At 71.4% G+C, this 22,643-nt stretch carries 19 protein-coding genes; 9 read left to right on the plus strand and 10 right to left on the minus strand.

Annotated features, from left to right (window positions below; translation table 11 throughout):
* Window positions 1-179: 179 nt before the first annotated feature.
* Entirely contained in the window at window positions 180-857 is a 678-nt protein-coding gene (locus ACRAKF_RS13660; protein WP_447037325.1) for an AIM24 family protein, read from the plus strand.
* Between the two features lie 30 nt (window positions 858-887).
* On the opposite strand, the gene ACRAKF_RS13665 is transcribed toward ACRAKF_RS13660, so the two are convergent.
* Entirely contained in the window at window positions 888-2,168 is a 1,281-nt protein-coding gene (locus ACRAKF_RS13665) for an aminotransferase class I/II-fold pyridoxal phosphate-dependent enzyme (protein WP_447037326.1), read from the minus strand.
* Window positions 2,169-2,413: 245 nt separating this feature from the next.
* Here ACRAKF_RS13665 and ACRAKF_RS13670 point away from each other — a divergent pair, with 245 nt between their 5' ends.
* Genes ACRAKF_RS13670 through ACRAKF_RS13690 form a run of 5 tightly spaced genes read left to right on the plus strand, consistent with a single transcriptional unit; the run spans window position 2,414 to window position 9,082 of the window.
* A complete protein-coding gene (locus ACRAKF_RS13670) occupies window positions 2,414-4,069 on the plus strand; it encodes an ABC transporter substrate-binding protein (RefSeq protein ID WP_447041971.1) in 1,656 nt (551 codons plus the stop codon).
* Window positions 4,070-4,106: 37 nt separating this feature from the next.
* A complete protein-coding gene (locus tag ACRAKF_RS13675; RefSeq protein ID WP_447037327.1) occupies window positions 4,107-5,066 on the plus strand; it encodes an ABC transporter permease in 960 nt (319 codons plus the stop codon).
* Window positions 5,067-5,097: 31 nt separating this feature from the next.
* The gene (locus tag ACRAKF_RS13680) at window positions 5,098-7,119 is read left to right on the plus strand and encodes a dipeptide/oligopeptide/nickel ABC transporter permease/ATP-binding protein (RefSeq protein WP_447037328.1); all 2,022 of its coding nucleotides are present in this window, start codon (window positions 5,098-5,100) and stop codon (window positions 7,117-7,119) included.
* Window positions 7,116-8,156, plus strand: a complete 1,041-nt coding sequence (locus ACRAKF_RS13685) for an oligopeptide/dipeptide ABC transporter ATP-binding protein (protein WP_447037329.1) — start codon at window positions 7,116-7,118, stop codon at window positions 8,154-8,156. Before ACRAKF_RS13680 ends, ACRAKF_RS13685 begins: the two co-directional genes overlap by 4 nt.
* Window positions 8,153-9,082 carry a dihydrodipicolinate synthase family protein gene (locus ACRAKF_RS13690; RefSeq protein ID WP_447037330.1) on the plus strand — a complete coding sequence of 310 codons (930 nt, stop codon included), beginning with the start codon at window positions 8,153-8,155 and terminating at the stop codon, window positions 9,080-9,082. The genes ACRAKF_RS13685 and ACRAKF_RS13690 overlap by 4 nt, the downstream gene beginning before the upstream one ends.
* A 16-nt stretch (window positions 9,083-9,098) precedes the next feature.
* Here ACRAKF_RS13690 and ACRAKF_RS13695 read toward each other — a convergent pair whose 3' ends face one another.
* From ACRAKF_RS13695 to leuA, 5 genes are all read right to left on the minus strand, one after another.
* Window positions 9,099-9,767 (minus strand): response regulator transcription factor, encoded by a 669-nt coding sequence (locus tag ACRAKF_RS13695; RefSeq protein ID WP_447037331.1) that lies wholly within the window; start codon window positions 9,765-9,767, stop codon window positions 9,099-9,101.
* Window positions 9,764-11,011: a sensor histidine kinase gene (locus tag ACRAKF_RS13700; RefSeq protein WP_447037332.1), complete on the minus strand. Its 1,248-nt coding sequence runs from the start codon at window positions 11,009-11,011 to the stop codon at window positions 9,764-9,766. Before ACRAKF_RS13700 ends, ACRAKF_RS13695 begins: the two co-directional genes overlap by 4 nt.
* A gap of 72 nt (window positions 11,012-11,083) precedes the next feature.
* Window positions 11,084-13,174, minus strand: a complete 2,091-nt coding sequence (locus tag ACRAKF_RS13705) for an MMPL family transporter (RefSeq protein ID WP_447037333.1) — start codon at window positions 13,172-13,174, stop codon at window positions 11,084-11,086.
* A gap of 149 nt (window positions 13,175-13,323) precedes the next feature.
* A complete protein-coding gene (locus ACRAKF_RS13710) occupies window positions 13,324-14,007 on the minus strand; it encodes a TerB family tellurite resistance protein (protein WP_447037334.1) in 684 nt (227 codons plus the stop codon).
* 255 nt (window positions 14,008-14,262) lie between these two features.
* Entirely contained in the window at window positions 14,263-15,984 is a 1,722-nt protein-coding gene (leuA, locus tag ACRAKF_RS13715; RefSeq protein ID WP_447037335.1) for a 2-isopropylmalate synthase, read from the minus strand.
* Window positions 15,985-16,342: 358 nt separating this feature from the next.
* On the opposite strand from leuA, the gene ACRAKF_RS13720 reads away from it, so the two are divergent.
* The 3 genes from ACRAKF_RS13720 (at window position 16,343) to ACRAKF_RS13730 (ending at window position 19,177) form a co-directional block, all read left to right on the plus strand.
* Entirely contained in the window at window positions 16,343-17,419 is a 1,077-nt protein-coding gene (locus tag ACRAKF_RS13720; RefSeq protein ID WP_447037336.1) for a M4 family metallopeptidase, read from the plus strand.
* A gap of 43 nt (window positions 17,420-17,462) precedes the next feature.
* On the plus strand, window positions 17,463-17,729 hold the full coding sequence (locus tag ACRAKF_RS13725) for a protealysin inhibitor emfourin (RefSeq protein WP_447037337.1): 267 nt from the start codon (window positions 17,463-17,465) through the stop codon (window positions 17,727-17,729).
* A gap of 95 nt (window positions 17,730-17,824) precedes the next feature.
* Window positions 17,825-19,177 carry a GH1 family beta-glucosidase gene (locus tag ACRAKF_RS13730; RefSeq protein WP_447037338.1) on the plus strand — a complete coding sequence of 451 codons (1,353 nt, stop codon included), beginning with the start codon at window positions 17,825-17,827 and terminating at the stop codon, window positions 19,175-19,177.
* A 210-nt stretch (window positions 19,178-19,387) separates the two neighbouring features.
* Here the strand turns inward: ACRAKF_RS13730 and era are convergent, their stop codons facing one another.
* The 4 genes from era to ACRAKF_RS13750 form a co-directional block, all read right to left on the minus strand.
* Window positions 19,388-20,350: a GTPase Era gene (era, locus tag ACRAKF_RS13735; protein WP_447037339.1), complete on the minus strand. Its 963-nt coding sequence runs from the start codon at window positions 20,348-20,350 to the stop codon at window positions 19,388-19,390.
* Between the two features lie 106 nt (window positions 20,351-20,456).
* Window positions 20,457-20,810, minus strand: coding sequence for a cytidine deaminase (locus ACRAKF_RS13740; protein ID WP_447037340.1), 354 nt, complete (start codon window positions 20,808-20,810; stop codon window positions 20,457-20,459).
* 164 nt (window positions 20,811-20,974) lie between these two features.
* Window positions 20,975-21,199, minus strand: a complete 225-nt coding sequence (locus ACRAKF_RS13745; protein WP_447037342.1) for a DUF397 domain-containing protein — start codon at window positions 21,197-21,199, stop codon at window positions 20,975-20,977.
* A gap of 193 nt (window positions 21,200-21,392) precedes the next feature.
* Entirely contained in the window at window positions 21,393-22,307 is a 915-nt protein-coding gene (locus ACRAKF_RS13750; RefSeq protein WP_447037344.1) for a helix-turn-helix domain-containing protein, read from the minus strand.
* Window positions 22,308-22,643 lie beyond the last annotated feature (336 nt).

The raw sequence follows: 22,643 nt of genomic DNA on the forward strand, positions 1-22,643 counted from the left end.
CGTTCCGGCGAGGGGCGGACGAATGCAGGAAAGTACCAGTGCGGGCGGATGTGACCTGGGGTTTTACCGTCTCCGGGTGGGACTTTCCTGCATCCGCCGGGGGGCTCGGGACAGGAGCGCGGAAGCGGAGTGGCCAGGTCCTGCTTCCACCCGTGCGCGGGGTCGATCAGTATGTGGGCATGAAGAGTGATCTGTTCTCCAGTGACCACATGGCGCAGCCCGCGCACATGCCGGGCATGAGCCTCCAGAACGCCAAGTCCATCAAGTACGCGGTGAACGGCGAGATGTTCGCGCGGCAGGGCGCGATGATCGCCTACCGGGGCGACCTCCAGTTCGAGCGCAAGGGGCAGGGCGTCGGCGGCATGCTCAAGCGTGCCGTGACCGGTGAGGGGCTGCCGGTGATGGCCGTGCGCGGCCAGGGCGAGGCGTGGTTCGCGCACGAGGCGCAGAACTGCTTCATCGTCGACGTCGAGCCCGGTGACGTCCTGACCATCAACGGCCGCAACGTGCTCTGCTTCGACGCGTCGTTGTCGTACGAGATCAAGACCGTGAAGGGCGCCGGCATGACCGGTGGCGGGCTGTTCAACAGCGTCTTCACGGGCTCGGGGCGCCTCGGGCTGATGTGTGAGGGGAATCCGCTGGTCATTCCCGTCTCCCACCAGCAGCCCGTGTACGTCGACACGGACGCGGTGGTCGGCTGGACCGCCGACCTCACCACGTCCCTGCACCGCTCGCAGTCGTTCGGATCGATGATCCGCGGCGGCTCCGGCGAGGCCGTGCAGCTGATGCTCCAGGGCGAGGGGTACGTCATCGTGCGGCCCAGCGAGGTGACGCCGCAGAAGCCCCAGCAGCACTGAGCCCGCCCCTTCCGGCCATCAAGTTCCCGGCTAGTTGGCCGCCTGCCTCTTTTCCAGGCCCACCAGGCGGACGCAGACCGTGAGGCCGTGGATGGCCTGCTCCAGCTCGGCGAGGCCGGGGTAGCTGGGGGCGACGCGGATGACGGCGTCGCGCGGGTCGTCGCCGTAGGGGTGGGTCGCGCCGGCCGGGGTCAGCACGATGCCCGCCTCGGCGGCGCGCTTCACGACGTCCTTGGCGCAGCCGTCCGGGACGGTGAGGGTCACGAAGTAGCCGCCCTTGGGCGCCGTCCAGGTCGCGAGGCCGGTGGAGCCCAGTTCGGCGTCCAGGATGCGGGCGACCGCCTCGAACTTGGGCTGGAGCAGCGCGCGCTGCCGCTCCATGTGGGCCCGTACGCCGTCGGCGTCGCGCAGGAACATCACGTGGCGGAGCTGGTTGATCTTGTCGGGGCCGATCGACCGCTTGGCGTTCTTGGCGAGGATCCACTTCACGTTCTCGGGCGACGAGCCGAAGAAGGCGACGCCCGCGCCGGCCGCGGTGATCTTCGAGGTGGAGCCGAAGACGAAGGCGCGGTCGGGGTGGCCCGCGTCGGCGCAGGCGCCGAGGATGTCGGCGATCTCGACCGGCTCGTCGGTGAGATGGTGGACCGCGTAGGCGTTGTCCCAGAAGATCCGGAAGTCGGGGGCGGCGGTCTCCATGCGGGCCAGGCGGGCGACCGTGTCGTCGCTGTACGAGACGCCGTCGGGGTTGCTGTACTTCGGCACGCACCAGATGCCCTTGACCGCCGGGTTCTCGGCGACGAGCCGCTCGACCTCGTCCATGTCCGGGCCCTCGGCCGTCATCGGCACCGGGATCATGTCGATGCCGAAGCGCTCGCACAGGCCGAAGTGCCGGTCGTAGCCGGGCACGGGGCAGAGGAACGCGATGCGCTCCTGGTCCACCCAGCGCGACTCGGCGCCCGGCACCTCGCTGAGCAGGGCGTGCACGAGACAGTCGTGCATCAGCTCCAGGCTGGAGTTGCCGAGGGCGAGGAGCTGCGCGACCGGGACCTGGAACAGGCCGGCGAAGATCTCGCGCAGCTCGGGCAGGCCCTGGAGGCCGCCGTAGTTGCGTACGTCGGTGCCGTCGGCGGCGGTGTGGCGCCCGCCGGGCAGGCTCAGCAGGTCCTCGCTGAGGTCGAGCTGTTCCGGGGCGGGCTTGCCGCGGGTGAGGTCGAGGGAGAGCCCGCGCCCGGCGAGCTCCTCGTAGTCCTCGCGGGCCCGCTCCAGCAGGCCGGCCAGGGCCGGGGCGTCGGGGCTGAGCTCGGTGGTCATGGTGTCGCCTCTCGCAGGTGCCGCTTCGGGGGGGGGTGGGGTGCCGCCTGCCGAGAATACAAAGGCGGGCGGCGGGCGGTGCGGGCGTTCCACAGGGTGGCCCTGCGGCAGCCCCTGCTCGTCACCTTGTGCGACACCGTGTGTGAGCCCTTGACCGGCCCTCTCCGCGCTCCTATGGTCGCCACGCCCCCCATGACGTAGGACGTGGGACCTCTTCCGGCAGGCAGGGAGACACTGTGAGCGATCTGACCCCTCGGAGCGCGTCGCGGCACGGCACGCGGCCAGGGCCTCCATCCGCACCGGACCGCAGGTCCTTCCTCAGATACGGCGGGGCGCTCGGCACGGCCGCCGCCCTGAGCGGCACACTCGCGGCCTGCTCTTCCGGCCCGGAGTCGACCAACGAGACCGGGGACGGCGGGCAGGGCGGCGACTCCACGCTCACGGCCGTCATCGGCTACGGCAACGACGGGAGCTGGGACCCGACACAGACGGCGTCCGCCTTCGCCATGGCCGGGAACGAACACATCTACGAGGGGCTGCTCGGCACCGACCCGATCACCCGCGAGCCGTACGCGGCGCTCGCCACGGAGGTCCCGAACGACCTCAGGGCGACCACGTGGACGTTCTCCCTGCGGCCGGGCGCCACGTGGCACGACGGGAAGCCCGTCACCGCCGACGACGTCGTGTTCGTCTTCGACCGCATCCTCGACCCGAAGACCCAGACGCTGGCCAAGGGCTTCTTCGAGAGCTGGCTGAAGGAGGTCAGGAAGACCGGGGCCACCAGCGTGGAACTCGCCTTGAAGTTCCCCTTCCCCGACGGCGCCGCCCGGCTCTCCCTCGCCAAGATCATGCCGAAGCACGTCTTCGGGAAGCCCGGCGCCTGGGACGACGCCACCAAGGGCACGGCGGTGGGCTCGGGCCCGTACCGCATGACCGCGCACCACCCGAAGTCGAACACCACCTTCGAGGCCTTCGCGGACTACAACGGCCCCCGCAAGGCCGCGTTCAAGAAGATGAACTGGCTGACCATCGTGGACGCCGCACCCCGCGTCGCGAAGATCTCCGGCGGCAGCGCGGACTCGGAGATCGCCGACAACATCCCGTACGCCAACATCGGACAGCTCACCAAGGGCGGCCTCACCGTCGAGGGCGGCGCCGGGATGAACAACCTCTTCCTGCTCTTCAACACCGCGCACAAGCCGTTCGACGACGTACGCGTGCGGCAGGCGCTGCACTACGCCATCGACCGCGAGAAGATGATCGAGGCCGCGCTCCGGGGCCACGGCAAGGCGTCGACGTCCTTCCTCAACGAGTCGAACCCCTCCTACCGCCCCGCGAAGACCGTCTACGGCTACGACCTGGCGAAGGCGAGGAAGCTCCTCAAGGAGGCCGGGGTCGGCAAGCTGAGCGTCAACCTCATGGCGGTCAACGTGAGCTGGATCGTCGACTGCCTGCCCACCATCAAGGACGGCTGGGAGAAGCTCGGCGTCGAGGTCACCCTGGACCCGCAGGAGACCACCGCCGTCTTCACCAAGCTGGACCAGAAGAAGGACTTCCAGATCGTCGCGGCGGCGTCCAACCCCAACCAGTTCGGCCTCGACGCCGACCTGATCATGCGCTACAACTACGGCCCCGAGAACATCTGGATGGGCTACGCGCGCTGGGCCAGGAGCTCCGACGCCAAGCGGCTCTTCAAGGACATGGACCGGGCCACCCGCGAGCCGGAGGCCACCAAGAAGCGGGTCATGATCCAGGACTACATCGACACGGTGGCCGAGCAGGCCGTGCTCTACCCGGTCGTGCACAACGAACTCATGACGGCCTGGGACCCGAAGAAGATCAGCGGCGTCCAGGCCCAGCCCTATCCAGGGATCAACCTGCTCAAGGCCAAGTGGGCCTGAACGGGCTCCGGATCACCGAAGTTCAGGAGCCCCGCGCGTGACCGCTGTCGTCAGGATTCTGGCCCGCCGCATCGCCCTGCTCGTCCCCCTGCTGCTCGGCATCGTCCTCTTCGTCTTCCTCGTCATGCGCTTCTCGGACGTCGACCCGGCCTCAGCGTTCTTCCAGGGCGCCAACCCCACCCCCGAGCAACTGCACCAGTTCCGCGAGGAGAACGGGCTGCTCGATCCGCTGCCGGCCCGCTACATCGCCTTTGTCGGCGACCTGCTCCAGGGCGACATGGGCATCAGCGTCCTCAACCGCTCCCCCGTGCTCGACCAGGTCATGACCGCCCTGCCGCTCACCATGCAGCTCACCTTCCTGGGGCTCGGCATCGCCGTGGTGCTCTCGCTCACCCTCGGCGTGACGGCGGCCATCCACCGCGACAGGCTGCCGGACCAGCTCATCCGCGTCGTCTCCCTGACCGGCGTCGCCGCGCCCGGCTTCTGGCTGGCGCTGCTGATGATCCAGTACCTCGCCGTCGACCTGGGCTGGTTCCCGACCGGCGGCTACATCAACCCCGCCGACTCCTTCACCGGCTGGCTGAAGACCATGACCCTGCCCGCCTTCGCGCTCTCCCTGCCGGTGGCGGCGGGCCTCACCCGCATCATCCGCACGGCCGTGGTCGAGGAACTGGACAAGGACTACGTCCGCACCGCCATCGGCAACGGCCTGCCCCCGGTGGTCGTCGTGGGCCGCAACGTGCTCCGCAACGCCCTCATCAACCCGCTCACCGTGCTCGGCCTGCGCGTGGGCTATCTGCTCGGCGGCGCCGTCGTCATCGAGACGATCTTCTCGCTGCCGGGCATGGGGAAGCTGATGATCGACGCCGTGAAGAACGGCGACCCGGCCGTCGTCCAGGGCGTCGTCATCACCACCGCCGTCGGCTTCGTCGTCGTGAACCTCGTCATCGACGTCCTCCACCTGCTGGTCAATCCCCGTCTGAGGGGCACCGCCTGATGGCCGCGCCGCACTCTGAAGAGGCCCGCTGATGTACTCCACGCGCAAATCGCTGGCAGAGCGCCTCTCGGTGCCCGGCCTCCGCATCCGCTCGCTGCGGAACCTCCCCGTCCCCTCCCGCGTCGCCGTCGGCGTCGTCGGCCTCGTGGTCCTGGTCGCGCTCTTCGCGCCGCTCATCGCCCCGCACGACCCGCTCGACCAGCAGCCCCAGACCGGCGGCACCGGACGCCCCTCGGCCGACCACTGGATGGGCCAGGACAGCCTCGGCCGCGACATCCTCAGCAGGCTCATGTACGGGGCGCGCTGGTCGCTCGCCATCGGCCTGGGCGCCACGCTGCTCGCCCTGATCGTCGGCGCGGTCATCGGCGCCATCGCCGCGACCTCCCGCAAGGCCGTCGACGAGACGATGATGCGCTGCCTCGACGTCGTCATGGCCTTCCCCGGCATCGCGCTCGCCGCCGTCCTCGTGGCGGTCTTCGGCGGCGGCATCACCGTACTGATCTGCGCCATCGCGTTCCTCTTCACCCCGCCGATCGCCCGCGTCGTACGGGCCAACGTCCTCGACCAGTACGGCGAGGACTACGTGAGCGCCGAGCGCGTCATCGGCGCGCGCACCCCGCACATCCTCGTCCGTCACGTCGCCGTGAACTGCGCGGCGCCCATCCTGGTCTTCTGCACGGTGCAGGTCGCCGAGGCCATCGTCTTCGAGGCCTCGCTCTCCTTCATCGGCGCGGGCGTCCGGCCGCCCGACCCGTCCTGGGGCAGCGTCATCGCCGACGGCAAGAACATGGTCCTGATCGGCGGCTGGTGGGCGACGGTCTTCCCCGGGCTGCTGATGCTGATCACGGTCCTCGCCCTGAACGTCCTCTCCGAGGGCGTCTCGGACGCCTGGGCGGCGCCGTCGGCGCGGGCCGTCCCCGGCAGGGCCCGCCGCGAGGACCGCCTCGAAGCCCCGGAGCCGGGCAGCGGCGAGGTCCTCGCGCTGCCGGGCCTCACCGAGGCGGCGGCCCGCCTGCGCTCCCGGGCCCGGCCGCTCCCCACGGCGGCGCCCGTCCTTTCCGTCGAGGACCTGCGCATCTCGTTCCCCGAACGCCACGGCGGGGTCGACATCGTCGACGGCATCACCTTCGACGTACGCCCCGGCGAAGTCCTCGGCCTGGTCGGCGAGTCGGGCTGCGGCAAGTCGCTCACGGCCCTGACGGTGATGGGCCTGGAGCCGAGGGGCGCCCACGTCCGGGGCAACGTCACCTTCGACGGCCGGGAGCTGACCGGCCTGCCCATGCGCTCCCGCCGCCGGCTCCTCGGCCACGACATGGCGATGATCTACCAGGACGCCCTGTCGTCCCTGAACCCGGCGATGACCGTCCGCGCCCAGCTCAAACAGGTCGTCCGCAGAGGAGGCCGCCGCACGGCGCCCGAACTGCTCGGCCTGGTGGGCCTGGACCCGGAGCGCACCCTGCGCAGCTACCCCCACGAACTCTCCGGCGGCCAGCGCCAGCGCGTCCTGATCGCCATGGCCCTCTCCCGCGACCCGAAGCTGATCGTCGCCGACGAACCCACCACCGCGCTCGACGTCACCGTCCAGGCCCAGATCATCCAGCTCCTGCTGCGCCTGCGCGAGGAGCTGGGCTTCGCGCTGATCCTCGTCTCGCACGACCTGGCCCTCGTCGCCGACGTCACCGACCGGGTGGTGGTGATGTACGGCGGCCAGATCGTGGAGACGGGCGTGACGGCGGACCTGGTGGAGTCCCCGTCCCACCACTACACACGGGGCCTGCTCGGCTCGGTCCTCTCCCTGGAGTCGGCGGCCCAGCGCCTCACCCAGATCAAGGGCGTGGTCCCCTCCCCGGCGGACTTCCCGGCGGGCTGCCGCTTCGCGGACAGGTGCCCACTGGCGAGCGAGGTGTGCCGTTCCGAGACACCGTGGCTGGTGGGCCCCAGATCCCACGCAACGGCCTGCCACCACCCGGCCCCCGATGAAGGGCCCCGGAGGGGCCCCTTCAGGGGCGCGGGGAACTGCGCGCCCAGCCCCCACGGAGGGCAAGCCGAATGACAACCGAACTCGTCAAGCTGGACGCAGTCCACGTCGTGCACAAGGCAAGGACCGGCGGCCTCCTGTCCCGCGACAAGGTCCATGCCCTGACGGCGGCGACCCTCGCGATCGCCCGAGGCGAAACGGTGGGCATCGTAGGAGAGTCCGGCTGCGGCAAGACCACTCTGGCGCAGACCCTCGTGGGCATCCGGAAGCCGTCCACCGGCACGGTGACGTTCCAGGGCGAGGACCTCTGGACCCTGCGGCCGGCGGCCCGCCGCAAGGCGATCGGAACCGGCACGGGCATGATCTTCCAGGACCCCTCGACCGCCCTGAACCGCAGACTCCCCGTACGCCAGATCCTCCGCGACCCGCTGGACGTGCACGGACGAGGCACCACGGCCCAACGGAACGACCGTGTAAGGGAGTTGATGGACCTGGTGGGTCTCCCGCCGGGCCTCGCCGACGGGCTGCCCGGCCAGCTCAGCGGCGGCCAGCGCCAGCGCGTGGCGATCGCCCGGGCCCTGGCCCTGGAGCCCGGCCTGATCGTGGCCGACGAGCCGACCAGCGCCCTGGACGTCTCCGTCCGCGCCCAGATCCTCAACCTCCTCCTGGACCTCAAGGAGCGCCTGGGCCTGGCCCTGGTCTTCGTGTCGCACGACATCCAGACCGTACGCAGGATGAGCGACCGCGTGGTCACCATGTACCTGGGGCGGATCGTGGAGGAGTCACCGGCCGCCGAGATCCCGGAGCGCGCCCGGCACCCGTACACGCGCGCCCTCTTCTCCGCGACGCCGGGCCTGCTCGACCCCATCGACCCGATCCCGCTGGTGGGCCCGGTGCCCTCGGCGACCCGGCCGCCGAGCGGCTGCCCGTTCCGTACGCGCTGCTGGAAGGCGGACGAGGCGTGCGCCGCCGCCATGCCGGACGCCCAGGAGGCGGGCCCCGCGCACACGTTCCGCTGCCACCACCCGGTGGCGGAAGGCGAGTCGACCCACGAGCTCGTCGCCCAGGCCGCCGCCACGGCCCCCGCACCAGCCACCAGGGAGCACCCATGACTCTGCCGGCCCCGCTCAGCGGTGTCGTACCGCCCGTCTGCACGCCCCTGACACCGGAGCACGAGGTCGACACGGCCTCGCTCGTCCGGCTCGTGGACCACCTGGTCACGGGCGGCGTCGACGCCCTCTTCGTGCTCGGCTCGACCTCGGAGGTCGCCTACCTCACCGACCGGCAGCGGGCGCTGGTGCTCGACACGGTCGTCCGTCACGTGGCCGGGCAGCTCCCCGTACTCGCGGGCGCCATCGACATGACCACGCCCCGCGTCCTGGACCACGTCCGCGTGCTCACCAAGGCGGGCGCGGACGCCGCCGTGGTCACCGCGCCCTTCTACACGCGCACGCACCCCGCCGAGGTGACGCGCCACTTCCGGCTGGTCGCCCGGGGCTCCGGGGTGCCGGTCATCGCCTACGACCTGCCGGTGGCGGTGCACACGAAGCTGGGCGCGGGGGCTGTCCTCGCGCTGGCCGCCGAGGGGGTGCTTGCCGGCCTGAAGGACTCCAGCGGCGACGAGGGCGGCTTCCGCGAGGTGGTCGTGGGAAAGCGGGACCTGCCCGGCGGCTTCAGCGCGCTGACCGGCTCCGAGCTGACGGCCGACTCGGCGCTGGCCATGGGCGCGGACGGGGTGGTGCCCGGCCTCGGGAACGTCGACCCCGAGGGGTACGTACGCCTCTACCGGGCGTCCCGCGACGCCGACTGGCCGCGGGCGCGGGCCGAGCAGGAGCGGCTGTGCGCCCTCTTCGGCATGGTGACGGCGGGCGACCCGGCCCGCATGGGCGGCAGCTCGGCGGCGCTGGGCGCCTTCAAGGCGGCCCTGCACCACCGCGGCGTCATCGCCTGCCCCGCCACAGCGGCCCCGCAGATCCCCCTCTCCCGAGAGGAGACGAAGACGGTGGCCAAGCACCTGGCGGCCGCGGGCCTGCTGTAGGGGCGTCGCGCCGCCCTCAGCCGCCCGGCGCGACCAGGCCCGACTCGTAGGCGACGATGACCAGTTGGGCGCGGTCCCGGGCGCCCAGTTTGCCCATGATGCGGCTCACGTGGGTCTTCGCCGTCAGCGGGCTGAGGGCCAGCGTTTCGGCGATCTCCGTGTTGTTCAGGCCTCGCGCCACCAGCGCGAGGACCTGACGCTCGCGGTCCGAGAGGCCGTCGGGGCCGCCGTGCGCGGTGAGGGCCGCCGTGTCCGGCGCGCGCAGCACTCGGGCGATGAGCCGCGCGGTGGGGCCCGGCGACAGGAGCGCGTCGCCGGCCGCGACCGTGCGGATGGCGTCCAGGAGTTCGGCGGGCCTGGTGTCCTTGACCAGGAAGCCGGAGGCGCCCGCGCGGAGCGCCTCGACGACGTGTTCGTCGGTGTCGTACGTCGTCAGCATGAGGACCTTCACGCCCGCCAGGTCCTCGTCGGCGGCGAGCAGCCGCGTCGCCTCGATGCCGTCGAGGTCGGGCATGCGGATGTCCATGACGACGAGGTCGGCCCGCTCGGAGCGGGCCAGTTCGACCGCCGCCCGGCCCGTCCCCGCCTGCCCCACCACCTCCATGTCGGCGGCGGACTCCACCAGCATCGCGAAGGCCGCCCGCACCAGTGTCTGGTCGTCGGCGAGCAGTACGCGGATCGTCATGTGAGGCCTCCCAGAGCGGCGGGTGCGAGGGGCAGTACCGCCGAGACCATGAAACCGCCCTCGGCCCGGGGGCCCGCCTCCAGGGTGCCGCCGACCGTACGGGCCCGCTCCCGCATGCCGATGAGCCCGAACCCCGGGGCGTGCGTGCCCGCTTGGGCGCCGGGGCCGATGCCGTCGTCCGTCACCGTCACGGCGAGGGCGGCGTCCCGCGTACGTACGTCCACACGCACGGTCGGGCCGGGGCCCGCGTGCCGCACGGCGTTGGTGAGCGCCTCCTGCACGATGCGGTACGCGGCGGCGCCCACGGCGGGCGGGGCTTCGCGCGGGTCGACGGTGAGCTCGACGCGGGCCCCGGAGGTACGGGCGGCTTCGGCGAGGTCGGGGAGGCCGTCGAGGCCGGGCAGCGGGCCCCTGGTCTCCTGGCCGCCGTCGTCGGTGCCCGACCGCAGCACCTCCAGCGTGGCGCGGAGTTCACCGCGGGCCGCGCGGCACGTGCCGGCCACGTCGTCCAGGGCCTTGGCGACGGCCGCGCGGTCGAGGCGGTCCGGGTCGGCGGTGAGGACGTGGGCGGCGACGGACGTCTGGACGCCGATCAGGGTGATGCTGTGCGCGAGCAGGTCGTGCAGATCGCGGGCGACCCGCAGCCGTTCCTCGGCGACCCGGCGGCGGGCCTCCTCCTCGCGAGTGCGTTCGGCGCGTTCGGCGCGCTCGACGACGGAGGCGATGTACTGGCGGTGGACGCGTACGTAGACGCCGATCAGCAGGAACGCCACGATCCAGCCGGTGACGCGCAGCGCGTTGCGGCCCTCGGCGAGGCCCTGGCCGAACTTCACCGTCAGCATCAGGCCGATGACGGCGGAGCCGATGAGCGCGGTGCGCGGCGGTCTGCCGGTGACGGCGATCGTGTAGAGGCCGAGCATGGCGACGCCCATGGGCGCGGCGTGGTCGTAGTTCATCGCGTGGTAGGGCGCGATGAAGGCGACCAGGCAGGCGAAGGAGAGCAGCGGGGCGCGGCGGCGCCACGCCATCGGCACGTGCGCGGTGACCAGCAGCGCCCAGCCGAGGGCGTCGAGCGGGCGGCCGTCGGGCCGTCCCGCGCCGATGATGACGGCGGTCACCGCCGCGGCGGCGGCGAGCAGCGCGTCGGCGCGCAGGGTCCCGGCCGGGCTGACGGGCCGCCGGCGCGGCCCGGGGAACCCGGCGAGGCGGAAGGCGCTCTTGTCCGGGCTTCGGGTGGCGTCCACCGTTCCATCCTCCGTCAGGGGGGCGCCCCTCCGGCAGGGAGAGGCGCCCCGGAAATGTGCGGCCGGCGGGCTCTAGGAGACGCGGGCGGGCTCGCGCTCCGGCTCGTCGGCGGGTGTGGGCGGTGCCTTCGACAGCGCCCCCGGCCACCACACCTTCCTGCCGAGCGCCACACTCGCGCTCGTGACCAGGTACGTACGCACCAGGAAGGTGTCCAGGAGCACGCCGACCGCGATGACGAAGCCCAGCTCGACGAGTTGGACGAGCGGCATGTTGGTGAGCACGGCGAACGTCGCCGCGAGCACCAGGCCCGCGGAGGCGATGACGCTGCCCGTGGTGCGCAGTGCGGTGAGCGCGGCCGTCCCCGGTTCGGCCCCGTTCAGGCACTCCTCACGCATGCGGTGCATCAGGAAGATCCCGTAGTCGACCCCGAGCGCGACGAGGAAGACGAAGGAGAGCAGGCCGAGCCCCGGATCGGTGCCTTCGAAGCCGAGGAGCGGCCCGAAGACGAGTCCCGCGATGCCGAGCGAGGCGCCCCAGACGGCGACGACCGCGGCGAGGAGCAGCAGCGGCGCGACCAGGCTGCGCAGCAGCACGACGAGGATGAGGAGCACGGCGAGGAGCACGAGCGGCACGACGATGCCGCGGTCGCGGTCGTTGGTCTCCTTCAGGTCGAGCTGCTGGGCGCTGGCGCCTCCGACGTGGGCCCCGTCGACGCGCTCGCGCAAAGCCTCGATGGTGGCGGTCTCGCCCGCCGACTCGGGCGCGGACGTCGCGATCACGGAGATCTCGGCCCAGTCCTTGCCGCTGCGCCCCCGCTCGGCGGCCTCGACGCCTCGGGTGTCCCGGATCTCGTTGAGGGCCTGTTCCACGCGGTCGGACGGCGCCATGACGGTGATCGGCCGGGTGCTCCGCTCGGGGTAGGCGGTGGCGAGGGTCTCCATGGCCGTCACGGACTCGGGGGTCTTGGTGAAGGAGTCCTCCTGCTTGAGGGCGCCCGGCAGGTTGAGCGTGCCGAGGGCGAGCGCCCCGAGGAGCACGGCGCCGCCCGCGAGGACGGTGAGGGGCCTGCGTCCCGCGGAACCGCCCATCGCGGTGAACAGGCTCCGCCGCTGCTTGGGCGTGCTGCCGAAGGCGGGCACGAGCGGCCAGAACACGCGCCGCCCGAGCAGCACGAGGAGGGCGGGCAGCAGCGTCAGCATCGTCACGAGCGCGCAGAGCACGCCGACGGTGCCGAGCGGGCCCATGCCGCGGCTGCTGTTGAGGTCGGCGGCGAGCAGGCAGAGCAGGCCCGCGGCGACGGTCCCCGAGGAGGCGAGCACGGCGGGCCCGCAGCCGCGCAGGGCGGCGGCCATGGCGTCGTACGGCCGCTCGACGCGGCGCAGTTCCTCCCGGTAGCGGGAGACGAGGAGCAGGGCGTAGTCGGTGCCGGCGCCGAAGACGAGGATGGTCATGACGCCGGAGCTCTGTCCCGTGACGGAGGTGTCGAAGCCCTGGTTGAGCCCGTAGGCGACGGCCATCGCGAGGTAGTCGGCGACGCCCGCGACGGCGAGCGGCACGAGCCAGAGGAACGGGCTGCGGTAGATGAGGATGAGCAGGATCGCGACGACGGCCGCGGTGGTGTAGAGCAGGGGCCCGCCGAGGGAGTCGTAGACCTTGCCCGCGTCGGTGCCCAGTGCGCTGGGCCCGCCGACGTCGACGCTCAGCCCGTTCCCGCCGCGGGCGGTGTCGCGTATGGCGTCGACGAGGGCGTCCCGCTTCTCCTCGTCCTGCCCCGGCTCGGTGCTGACGACCGGGTACATCAGGGTGGTGCCGTCCTGGGAGGGCACGCCCTCGGGCTCGGCCACGAGTCGGTGGTCCTCGGCGATACGGTCGACCTGCTCGCCGGCGGTCGTGCGGTCGGCGGCGCTCAGCCCGCCGTCCCGGTGGTACACGAGCACGAGCTCGGTGGCCTCGCCGCCGGGCAACTGGTCCTGTATGTGCGCGACCTCGGTGGATCCGGCACTGGCCGGGAGGTAGTCGACGGCCCGGTCCTTCTGGACGTCGGCGAGCTTCGCGGCGAAGGGCGAGGCGAGCGCGAGCAGGACGACCCACAGCCCCAGGAAGACCCAGGGCACGGCTCGCCTCCGCCGTCGCGGCGCATCGGTGGTCTGTGCGGCCCCCATGACGGGCCTCCTTCGGCAGGGGTGACGTGTCGGGGTCAACCCTGCCGGGGCACACGCCGCAATCCGTCCGGCGCGAGGCCGAGTCGGGGCGTACGCCGCGGGGAGGCGGGGGGCGGTGGTTACTCCCGGGGGAGTACGGGACGCCGCTCTCAGGAAGGCGTGCGCGCCGCCACCAGGAGGCGCGCCACGTCCTCCGAGCAGATCGTCAGCGCGCAGCCCGCCGTGGTGAGGACGTCGCGTTCGGCCGGGGTGTAGGGGCCGTCCGCCAGGGCGATGCGGGCGCCCTGGAGGAGCAGGGCCTCGCGGCCCGCCGGGGCCAGGTGGGGGGCGAGGGGGCCGAGGGCCTCGTGGAGCTCTATGGCGAGACCGGGGCCGCAGTCGGGCTCGGTGACGCGGCCCGTGTCGGCGGCCAGCGCCTCGACGAGGGCGACGAGCCGCTCCTCGGTGCAGTCGTCGTGGCCCGCGGCGTGCAGGGTGGCGACGGCCGAGTCGAGTGTGGGCCGCGATCCGGTGCCGCCGGTCGACAGGACGGCGAGGACCACGGTGTGGACGGCGTCACGGAGCATCGCGGAGAGCCGGGTGGTGGTGGGGTGGTCGAGGACGTCGGGGTCGAAGAGGTCCTGGCAGGCGGCGCACCGGATGACGGGCCCCGCGCTGCCGCGCGGCAGGACCGGCAGGCCGAGCAGGACGAAGCGGCGCCGTCCCGTGAGCCGCTGGTAGTTGCGGTCGCCGCCGCAGGCGGGACAGAAGAACTCGCCGTCGCCGATGGCGTCCCAGGCGGTGTTCATGCCGATCAGGCGCCTGCGCAACGCCCTCCCACGCGATACGGGCATGGCGAGGACGCGTGCTTTCCTGCCGTTTCGTTCCCGATCCAGCACCACGCACCTCCGTAACTCCCCCATGACCTGATGGACATGAAGGTGCCCCGACCGACTCCATTGCCGCGTTGGCGTGATGTTAGCCACATTGTTGATGTGGCGTCAGCACCTGGCGCAGGAGAGTGAGGAGGACGTGGCCGGGAGACGACGCCGCCCCTCCCGCGAAACGGCGGGCGGGGCGGCGTACGGGGTGGCGAAATCGGGGTGTGGTCAGCGGGCCGCGCGGTTGACCGCGGAGACCACGGCCTTGAGCGAGGCACGCGTCGTGTTGGCGTCGATGCCGATGCCCCACAGCACCTTCTCGCCGATCGCGCACTCGATGTACGAGGCGGCCTGCGCGGACGCGCCCTCGCTCATCGTGTGCTCCTGGTAGTCCAGCAGGCGCACGTCGATGCCGATGCCTTGCAGCGCGTCGAAGAACGCGGAGATCGGTCCGTTGCCGGTGCCGGTCAGGACGGTGTCCGCGCCGTCCAGCGTGGCCTCGACGGTGAGGGAGTCGACGCCGTCGGTGCCGGTCGTCGTCTGGCCGTTCTTGACCTGAATCCGACCCCAGGGGTTCTCGGGGTTGGGCAGGTACTCGTCCCGGAAGACGTTCCAGATCGCGCCGGGCGTGACCTCGCCGCCCTCGGCGTCGGTCTTCGTCTGGATGATCCGGGAGAACTCGATCTGCATGCGGCGCGGCAGGTCCAGCTTGTGGTCGTTCTGCAGGACGTACGCGATGCCGCCCTTGCCGGACTGCGAGTTGACGCGGATGACCGCCTCGTAGGACCGGCCGACGTCCTTGGGGTCGATGGGCAGGTACGGCACGGCCCACTCGATGTCGTCGACCGTCTTGCCCGCTGCCGCCGCCCGGGACTCCATCGCGTCGAAGCCCTTCTTGATGGCGTCCTGGTGGGAGCCGGAGAAGGCGGTGTAGACGAGGTCGCCCGCGTAGGGGTGGCGGGGGTGGACCTCCATCTGGTTGCAGTACTCGTACACGCGGCGGACCTCGTCGATGTCCGAGAAGTCGATCTGCGGGTCGACGCCCTGGCTGAAGAGGTTCATGCCCAGGGTGACCAGGTCGACGTTGCCGGTGCGCTCGCCCTGGCCGAACAGGCAGCCCTCGATGCGGTCGCCGCCGGCCATCACGGCCAGCTCGGCGGCGGCGACGGCGGTGCCGCGGTCGTTGTGCGGGTGGATGGAGAGGCAGATGAACTCGCGCCGGGACAGGTTGCGGGACATCCACTCGAAGCGGTCCGCGTGGGTGGAGGCCGTGGAGCGCTCCACCGTGGCGGGCAGGTTCAGGATGATCTCGCGCTCGGCGTCGGGCTGCCAGACGTCCATGACGCCCTCGCAGACCTCCAGGGCGAAGTCCAGCTCGGTGTCGGTGAAGATCTCGGGGCTGTACTGGTAGCCGAAGGTCGTGCGGTCGTCGAGCAGCTTGTCGGCGTACTCCATGACCAGGCGCGTGCCGTCGACGGCGATCTGCTTCACGGCGTCGCGCGAGCCGCGGAAGACGACGTCACGCCAGACGGGCGCGGTCGCGTTGTACAGGTGGACGGTGGCGCGCCGGGCGCCCTTCAGGGACTCCACCGTGCGCTCGATCAGCTCTTCGCGGGCCTGGGTCAGGACGGAGATCGTCACGTCCTCGGGGATCGCGTCCTCGTCCTCGATGATCGACCGCACGAAGTCGAAGTCGGTCTGGCCCGAGGAGGGGAAGCCGACCTCGATCTCCTTGTAGCCCATGCGTACCAGCAGGTCGAACATGGCGCGCTTGCGCGCGGGGGACATCGGGTCGATCAGCGCCTGGTTGCCGTCGCGCAGGTCGGTGGAGAGCCAGCGGGGGGCGACGGTGATCCGCTTGTCCGGCCACGTGCGGTCGGGGATGTCGACCTGCTCGTACTGACCGTACTTGTGGATCGGCAGGGACGTGGGGCGCTGGAAGTTCGGCATGTGCGGGGCTCCTCGGAAGTGTCCTGAAGGACGGCCGACGGTCTTAGCGCAACGCCGAACTCCGCGGGGAGGGGGTCGGCCTTGTCTACAGGCCCTCGCCGCGGCAGCTAAGGAGAAGCAGCCCGAATCGCATGGTGCACCGCAGCCTAGCCGAGCCGCGCTCCGTGCGCGGACCCGTATCAGTATGCGGGACCCGGGGTCGATGATCACCCAAAAGGTGTCTTATCCCACTGTGCATCCGCGTGACCCAAAAAGCGCCGTACCCCACGGAGGGCCGCTTCCGGACCCGTATACCTCTATTTCATCAATCATGGTGGCAGCTAGTGACAGCGGCATGACTCAGTGCCACATTGCCGCCATGACCGCCAACCCGACGGGTTTCGAGCCCGTCTTCTGCACGATCGTGCCGCCCCACGTCCTGGACACGCTCGCCCAGAGCCAGGACCCCGCGCTCGCCGCCCCCGCCCGCCGCTCCCTGGAGCGCGACGCCATCGAGCGCACCCGCCGCCGGCTGACCACCGTCATCGGCGCACCCGCCGTGGCCCCGCCCAAGGACGCCGCGCCGGACAAGCCCCGCCGCACGGTGTACGACGCCAGGCACCGCACCGAACTGCCGGGCCGCAAGGTCCGCGCCGAGGGCGACAAGCCCGGCAAGGACGCCACCGTCAACCGGGCGTACGCGGGGCTCGGCGCCACCTTCGAGCTGTTCCAGAAGTCGTACGCCCGCAACTCCATCGACGGCGGCGGACTGCCGCTGAACGCGACCGTGCACTACTCCGAGGACTACAACAACGCCTTCTGGAACGGCGAGCAGATGGTGTTCGGCGACGGTGACGGCGAGATCTTCCTCGACTTCACCATCCCCGTGGACGTCATCGGCCACGAGCTGGCCCACGGCGTCACGCAGTACACGGCGAACCTCACGTACTTCGGCCAGCCGGGCGCCCTGAACGAGTCGATGTCGGACGTCTTCGGCGCGATGATCAAGCAGTACACGCTCGGCCAGACGTCCGCCGACGCCGACTGGCTGATCGGTGCGGGCCTGCTCGCCCCGCGCGTCACCGGCAAGGCGCTGCGCTCCATGAAGGAGCCCGGTACCGCCTACGACGACGACGTGCTCGGCAAGGACCCGCAACCCGCCGACATGGACAGCTTCGTGCGCACGGGCCGCGACAACGGCGGCGTGCACATCAACTCCGGCATCCCGAACCGCGCGTTCTTCCTGGTCGCCGACGCGCTCGGCGGGCACTCCTGGGAGCGGGCCGGGCAGATCTGGTACGCCGTCCTGACCGGCGGCGAGCTCGCGCAGGACGCGTCCTTCCAGGACTTCGCGAAGCTGACGGTCGCCGCCGCACGCCAGAAGTTCGGTGACGGGGACGAGCTCAAGGCCGTCGTCGACGCGTGGTCCACCGTGAAGGTGCCCACGAACGACTGATGGTGCGCTGGTCGCCGCTCGCCCGGTGCAGTAGACAGGACCCATGCGTATCCAGGTGAAGCGGACCGGAGGATTCGCGGGCATCGACCGGCATGCCGAGGTGGACACCTCGCTGCTGGCCGATGCCCCGGACTGGCACACCCTGGCCGAAGAGGCCGTGGCCGAGGGCAGGAGCACCCCGCCGATAGGGGTGCCGGACGGCTTCAGCTACACCCTCACGGTGGACGGGCGGACGGTGTACTGCTCGGACCCCCGGCTCACGGAGCCGCAGCGCAAGCTGATCTCGCGGGTGCTGAAGGAAGGCGCGTAGCGAAGCTGAGGGCGGTTCAGCGAAGCTGAGGGTTGTTCACCTTTTCCGTGCGCGCCCATTGACGTGCGTACTGGGCGGTACGGAAGATCCCGCCCATGGCAGCGACTGCGGCGACACCCCGGTTCCCCCGCGACTTCCTGTGGGGCGTGTCCACATCGGCCCATCAGATCGAGGGTGCCGTCGACGAGCGGGGCCCGTCGGTGTGGGACGCCTTCACCGCCGTGCCGGGACACGTGAAGGACGGCACGACCGCCGCCGTCGCCTGTGACCACTACCACCGCTACCGCGAGGACGTGGCGCTCGTCGGCGGCCTCGGCGTGGACGCCTACCGGTTCTCGGTCTCCTGGCCTCGCGTGCTGCCCGACGGGGCGGGCGCGGTCAGCGCGGCGGGCCTCGACTTCTACGACCGCCTCGTCGACGAGCTGTGCGCGCGGGGCGTGCGCCCCGTCCCCACGCTGTTCCACTGGGACACCCCGCTGGCCCTCCAGGAGGCGGGCGGCTGGCTGCGGCGCGCGACCGCCGAGCGCTTCGCCGAGTACGCGGCGGTGGTCTGCGCCCGCATCGGCGACCGCGTCCCGAAGTGGATCACCCTCAACGAACCGGCGGAACACACCCTGCTCGGCCACGCCCTCGGCCTGCACGCCCCCGGCCAGGCCCTGCTCTTCGACGCGCTGCCCGCCGCCCACCACCAGCTCCTCGCCCACGGCCTCGCGGTGCGCGCGCTGCGCGCGGCGGGCGCCCGGGACATCGGCATCGCCAACTCGCACGGCCCCACCTGGCCCGCGTCGGACGCCGAGGCGGACACGGCCGCCGCCGACTTCTACGACGTACTCCTCAACCGCCTCTTCGCCGACCCGCTGCTGCTCGGCCGCTACCCCGAGGGCCTCGGCGAGCTGATGCCGGCGGCGGACCTCGCGGCGGACCTGAAGGTCATCGCGGAACCGCTCGACTGGTACGGGATCAACTTCTACCAGCCGACGAAGGTGGGCGCCCCGCTCCCCGGGGGCACGGCCGCCGAGTTCTCCGGCGTCACGCTCCCGCCCGGACTCCCCTTCGCGCCGCGGCCGATCGAGGGGTACCCGGTCACGGACTTCGGCTGGCCCGTCGTCCCCGAGGCGCTCACCGAACTGCTCACCGGCTTCCGCGACCGCTACGGCGACCGGCTCCCGCCCCTGGTCGTCACCGAGAACGGCTGCTCGTACGAGGGCATCGACGACCAGGAGCGGATCGCCTACCTGGACGGCCATCTGCGGGCCCTGCACCGGGCCGTCGAAGCCGGCGTCGACGTGCGCGGCTACTTCGTCTGGTCGCTGCTCGACAACTTCGAGTGGGCGGAGGGCCACCGGCAGCGCTTCGGCCTCGTCCACGTCGACCACGCCACCCAGGAGCGCACCCCGAAGGCGTCGTACCACTGGCTGCGCGAGGTCCTGCGGGCGCAGCGGGCATGACCCGCCGCGGGGAGCCCCCGCGGCGGGCACCGCGATGCCCGAATGGGCAGTCGTCGTGCCCGATCGCCGAACTCGTGGTGCCCGTTCGCGAATTCGTGGTGCCCGATCGGGAATGCGGAGGCGCCCCGAACGGTTGCCGCTGACATCCGGCCCGGGCCGGAGGAACGGCGGCGCAGCGGCGGGACGGGGGTCCACCGCTGCGCCCCGCCGTCAGAAGCCCAGCTTGCGGAGCTGGCGGGGGTCGCGCTGCCAGTCCTTGGCTACCTTGACGTGCAGGTCGAGGAAGACGGGCGTGCCGAGCAGTGCCTCGATCTGCTTGCGCGACCTGATGCCGACGTCCTTGAGCCGCTTGCCCTTGGGGCCGATGATGATGCCCTTCTGGCTGGGCCGCTCGATGTAGACGAACGCGTGGATGTCGAGCAGCGGCTTGTCCGCGGGCCGGTCCTCGCGCGGCAGCATCTCCTCCACGACGACCGCGATGGAGTGCGGCAGTTCGTCCCGTACGCCTTCGAGCGCCGCTTCGCGGATCAGTTCGGCCACCATGACCTGCTCGGGCTCGTCCGTGAGGTCGCCCTCGGGGTAGAGCGCGGGGCCCTCGGGCAGCAGCGGCACGATGAGGTCGGCGAGCAGCCCGACCTGCTGGTCGCCGACGGCCGACACCGGGACGATCTCCGCCCACTCGAAGCCGAGCTCCGTGCTGAGCTGGTCGATGGCGATGAGCTGCTCGGCGAGCGTCTTGCTGTCGACGAGGTCGGTCTTGGTGACGATCGCGATCTTCGGCGTCTTCTTGATGGAGGCGAGCTCCTTGGCGATGAACCGGTCGCCGGGGCCGAGCTTCTCGTTCGCGGGCAGACAGAAGCCGATGACGTCGACCTCGGCCCACGTCGTGCGCACGATGTCGTTGAGCCGCTCACCGAGCAGCGTGCGCGGCTTGTGCAGGCCGGGGGTGTCCACCAGGATCATCTGGGCGTCCGGCCGGTGCACGATGCCGCGTACCGTGTGCCGCGTGGTCTGCGGCTGGTTCGCGGTGATCGCCACCTTCTTGCCGACCAGAGCGTTCGTGAGGGTGGACTTGCCCGCGTTGGGGCGGCCGACGAAGCAGGCGAAGCCGGCGCGGTGGACGGCCTCGGACGGCTCGGCTGATGACGGGGTACGGACGCTCATGGCGCCCATTGTCCCTGATCCCGGGACCCCCGCCGCACAGTACTGGCCGTGGGCCTTGCTTCGGCCCCCCTCATCGCCGGCTGCGCCGGGCTCGTCCTCAAACGCCGGACGGGCTCTATTCGGCCGTCAGCGTCTCCCGGACCTCGCCGTCGGGGCCCGCCAGGAAGACCGGCGTACCCGCGCCGCCGAGGTCCCGCACCGCGGCGATGTCCTCATCGGCGAGCTTCTCCGCGCCGGACACCACGGCCGCGGCCTCCAGCGATTCGGCTCCGGAGGCCACCGCCATCGCGACCGCGGTCCGCAGCGCGGAGAGCTGGAGCGATGCGAGGCCCACGGTCCCCGCCACGTACGTACGCCCCGTCTCGTCCCGTACGGCCGCACCCTCGGGCACTCCGTTGCGGGCCCGGGCCGAGCGGGCGAGGGTGACGATCTTGCGGTCCTCGGGACCGAGGTCGGTGCTCTGCGTCATGGCACGAGCATAAGGAGCGGGGCGTGCGCGGGGTGACTCAGCCCGTCGCGGGCACGGGGGCCGTGACAGGGGTCACACGGGCCGCGGGGGCCATGAGGATGGCCATGAGGATGGTCATGAGGATCACTGGGCGCGCCGCCGTGCCCATCGGCGGTCCGCCTCGCTCAGAGGCGGACCGCCGACTCGTCCCGTGGGCGGGCGGCTGAGGACGGCCGGGCCACGAGCCCGAGAAAGGCCGTCCAGGCTTGCGGCGTGAAGGCGAGCACGCCACCTCGGCGCCGCGCGGAGTCACGCACCAGAACCGTCTCCCCGGTCCAGGCGGTCTCCACGCACTGCCCTTCCCCGCCGTCGCTCACACTGCTCTTGCGCCACGTCCACGAGCTGCCCACGCTTCTCCTCCACCCCGGGTGCGGAAGGCCAGCCGTCACTGCCCACGGCGTACGGACGGAGACTGGGGTTCCAGCTCACTCGACTCCCCCGCGCGACTGGTGCAGGCACACGCAGCACCTCTTCCAGAATAACCGGACGCCATTCGAATATGAACGGCCGGTTTCTCGCCAAGGTCCCGCGTCCCGGGGCGTGTTACTCCTGTGCGGCGGCAGCCACGGGGACGTCGCGAAGCAGTGTCTCCAGATCGTCCCGCCCGTCCGCGATCCGCTCGGCGAGCGCCTTCAGGAGCGCTCCGACGTCTTCCTTGAGTGCGAGGTCCTCCAGCTCCCAGAAGCGCTCCAGATAGCGGCCCGTCTCGTCCGCCGCGTTGGTGGTGTACGAGTCGCCGCGCGGGTTCTCCAGGTGGAGCGAGTCCGGCATCTCGTCCGCCTCGAACTCGAAGAGGCTGAAGGGCCCCTGGATTCCGGCGTGGGCGCCGATGCTGAACGGCAGGATCTGGATGGTGACGCCGGGTTTGGCGGACAGCTCGGCGAGCCGCTCCAGTTGGGCGCGCATCACGCCCCGCCCGCCCACGTGACGGCGCACGACCGCCTCATCGAGGATGTAGAAGAGCTCACGCCCGCCCGATGTCAGCAACTCCTGGCGCGCGAGGCGCACTTCGACGCCGCGCTCCAGGCGCTCCTCGGGGATGCTCTTGTTGTAGGCGGTCATGATCGCCCGTGCGTACTCCTCGGTCTGCAGCGGTCCCGGCATCACCAGGGCGCCGTAGTGCCGAATGATGGAGGCCGAGGACTCCAGGGAGAGGAACTCCAGGAACTCCTTGCCGTACAGATCCCGGTATTCGCTGTAGGGCATGCGGCGGCTGCCGCGCGCGAGGTCGAGGAGCTCGTCGATCTTGCGGCGGTCCCTGATCCCGTACGCGTCGAGGAGCGGACGCAGGTCGTTGACGGAGATCCCGACTTCGCCGGCCTCGATCCGGATCAGCTTGGAGGGGCTCCACTCCATCATGGCCGCGACCTGGCGCTGCGTGAGCCGGGCACCTGTCCGCGCCTTGCGGAGCTCGGTGCGCAGCCGCAGTCGCTGAAGGGCCGCATTCGGCACGCTCATGATGGCTCCACCCCCAAACGGACTGTGCGAGGTGCTACGTAGCAGACTAGCAGCTTACTCATCGGGACCTTCCGAGGCGACGGTTCACGTCACTGACAGGAGAACCCATCCCGCTCGACACGGCAACAGGGAGCCCGGCAGTTGCCGGACAGCTATATCGCATTTGGCCACCTGCTCATCGGACGCTCCTAAGTTGACACGTACTTCGGCAAGCTGTCGTACCGCACTCTACCCAGCTGCGCACCTCCAGGCTACGCTGGTCTGAAGCAGCGTCACGCCCAACTGAAAGCTCCAGCAAGGAGGTTGCCACGCAGCGACGACACGGCGCCCGACTCA

The organism is Streptomyces sp. DSM 118878 (genome assembly GCF_052936595.1).

Coding starts and splice junctions, on each gene's coding strand:
- ACRAKF_RS13660 (WP_447037325.1), top strand. CDS start 180: ATGAAGAGTGATCTGTTCTCCAGTGACCACATGGCGCAGCCCGCGCAC.
- era (WP_447037339.1), bottom strand. CDS start 20,350: ATGGGCGCCATGAGCGTCCGTACCCCGTCATCAGCCGAGCCGTCCGAG.
- ACRAKF_RS13695 (WP_447037331.1), bottom strand. CDS start 9,767: ATGACGATCCGCGTACTGCTCGCCGACGACCAGACACTGGTGCGGGCG.
- ACRAKF_RS13725 (WP_447037337.1), top strand. CDS start 17,463: ATGCGTATCCAGGTGAAGCGGACCGGAGGATTCGCGGGCATCGACCGG.
- ACRAKF_RS13750 (WP_447037344.1), bottom strand. CDS start 22,307: ATGAGCGTGCCGAATGCGGCCCTTCAGCGACTGCGGCTGCGCACCGAG.
- ACRAKF_RS13665 (WP_447037326.1), bottom strand. CDS start 2,168: ATGACCACCGAGCTCAGCCCCGACGCCCCGGCCCTGGCCGGCCTGCTG.
- ACRAKF_RS13710 (WP_447037334.1), bottom strand. CDS start 14,007: ATGCCCGTATCGCGTGGGAGGGCGTTGCGCAGGCGCCTGATCGGCATG.
- ACRAKF_RS13685 (WP_447037329.1), top strand. CDS start 7,116: ATGACAACCGAACTCGTCAAGCTGGACGCAGTCCACGTCGTGCACAAG.
- ACRAKF_RS13690 (WP_447037330.1), top strand. CDS start 8,153: ATGACTCTGCCGGCCCCGCTCAGCGGTGTCGTACCGCCCGTCTGCACG.
- ACRAKF_RS13730 (WP_447037338.1), top strand. CDS start 17,825: ATGGCAGCGACTGCGGCGACACCCCGGTTCCCCCGCGACTTCCTGTGG.
- ACRAKF_RS13705 (WP_447037333.1), bottom strand. CDS start 13,174: ATGGGGGCCGCACAGACCACCGATGCGCCGCGACGGCGGAGGCGAGCC.
- ACRAKF_RS13720 (WP_447037336.1), top strand. CDS start 16,343: ATGACCGCCAACCCGACGGGTTTCGAGCCCGTCTTCTGCACGATCGTG.
- ACRAKF_RS13680 (WP_447037328.1), top strand. CDS start 5,098: ATGTACTCCACGCGCAAATCGCTGGCAGAGCGCCTCTCGGTGCCCGGC.
- leuA (WP_447037335.1), bottom strand. CDS start 15,984: ATGCCGAACTTCCAGCGCCCCACGTCCCTGCCGATCCACAAGTACGGT.
- ACRAKF_RS13740 (WP_447037340.1), bottom strand. CDS start 20,810: ATGACGCAGAGCACCGACCTCGGTCCCGAGGACCGCAAGATCGTCACC.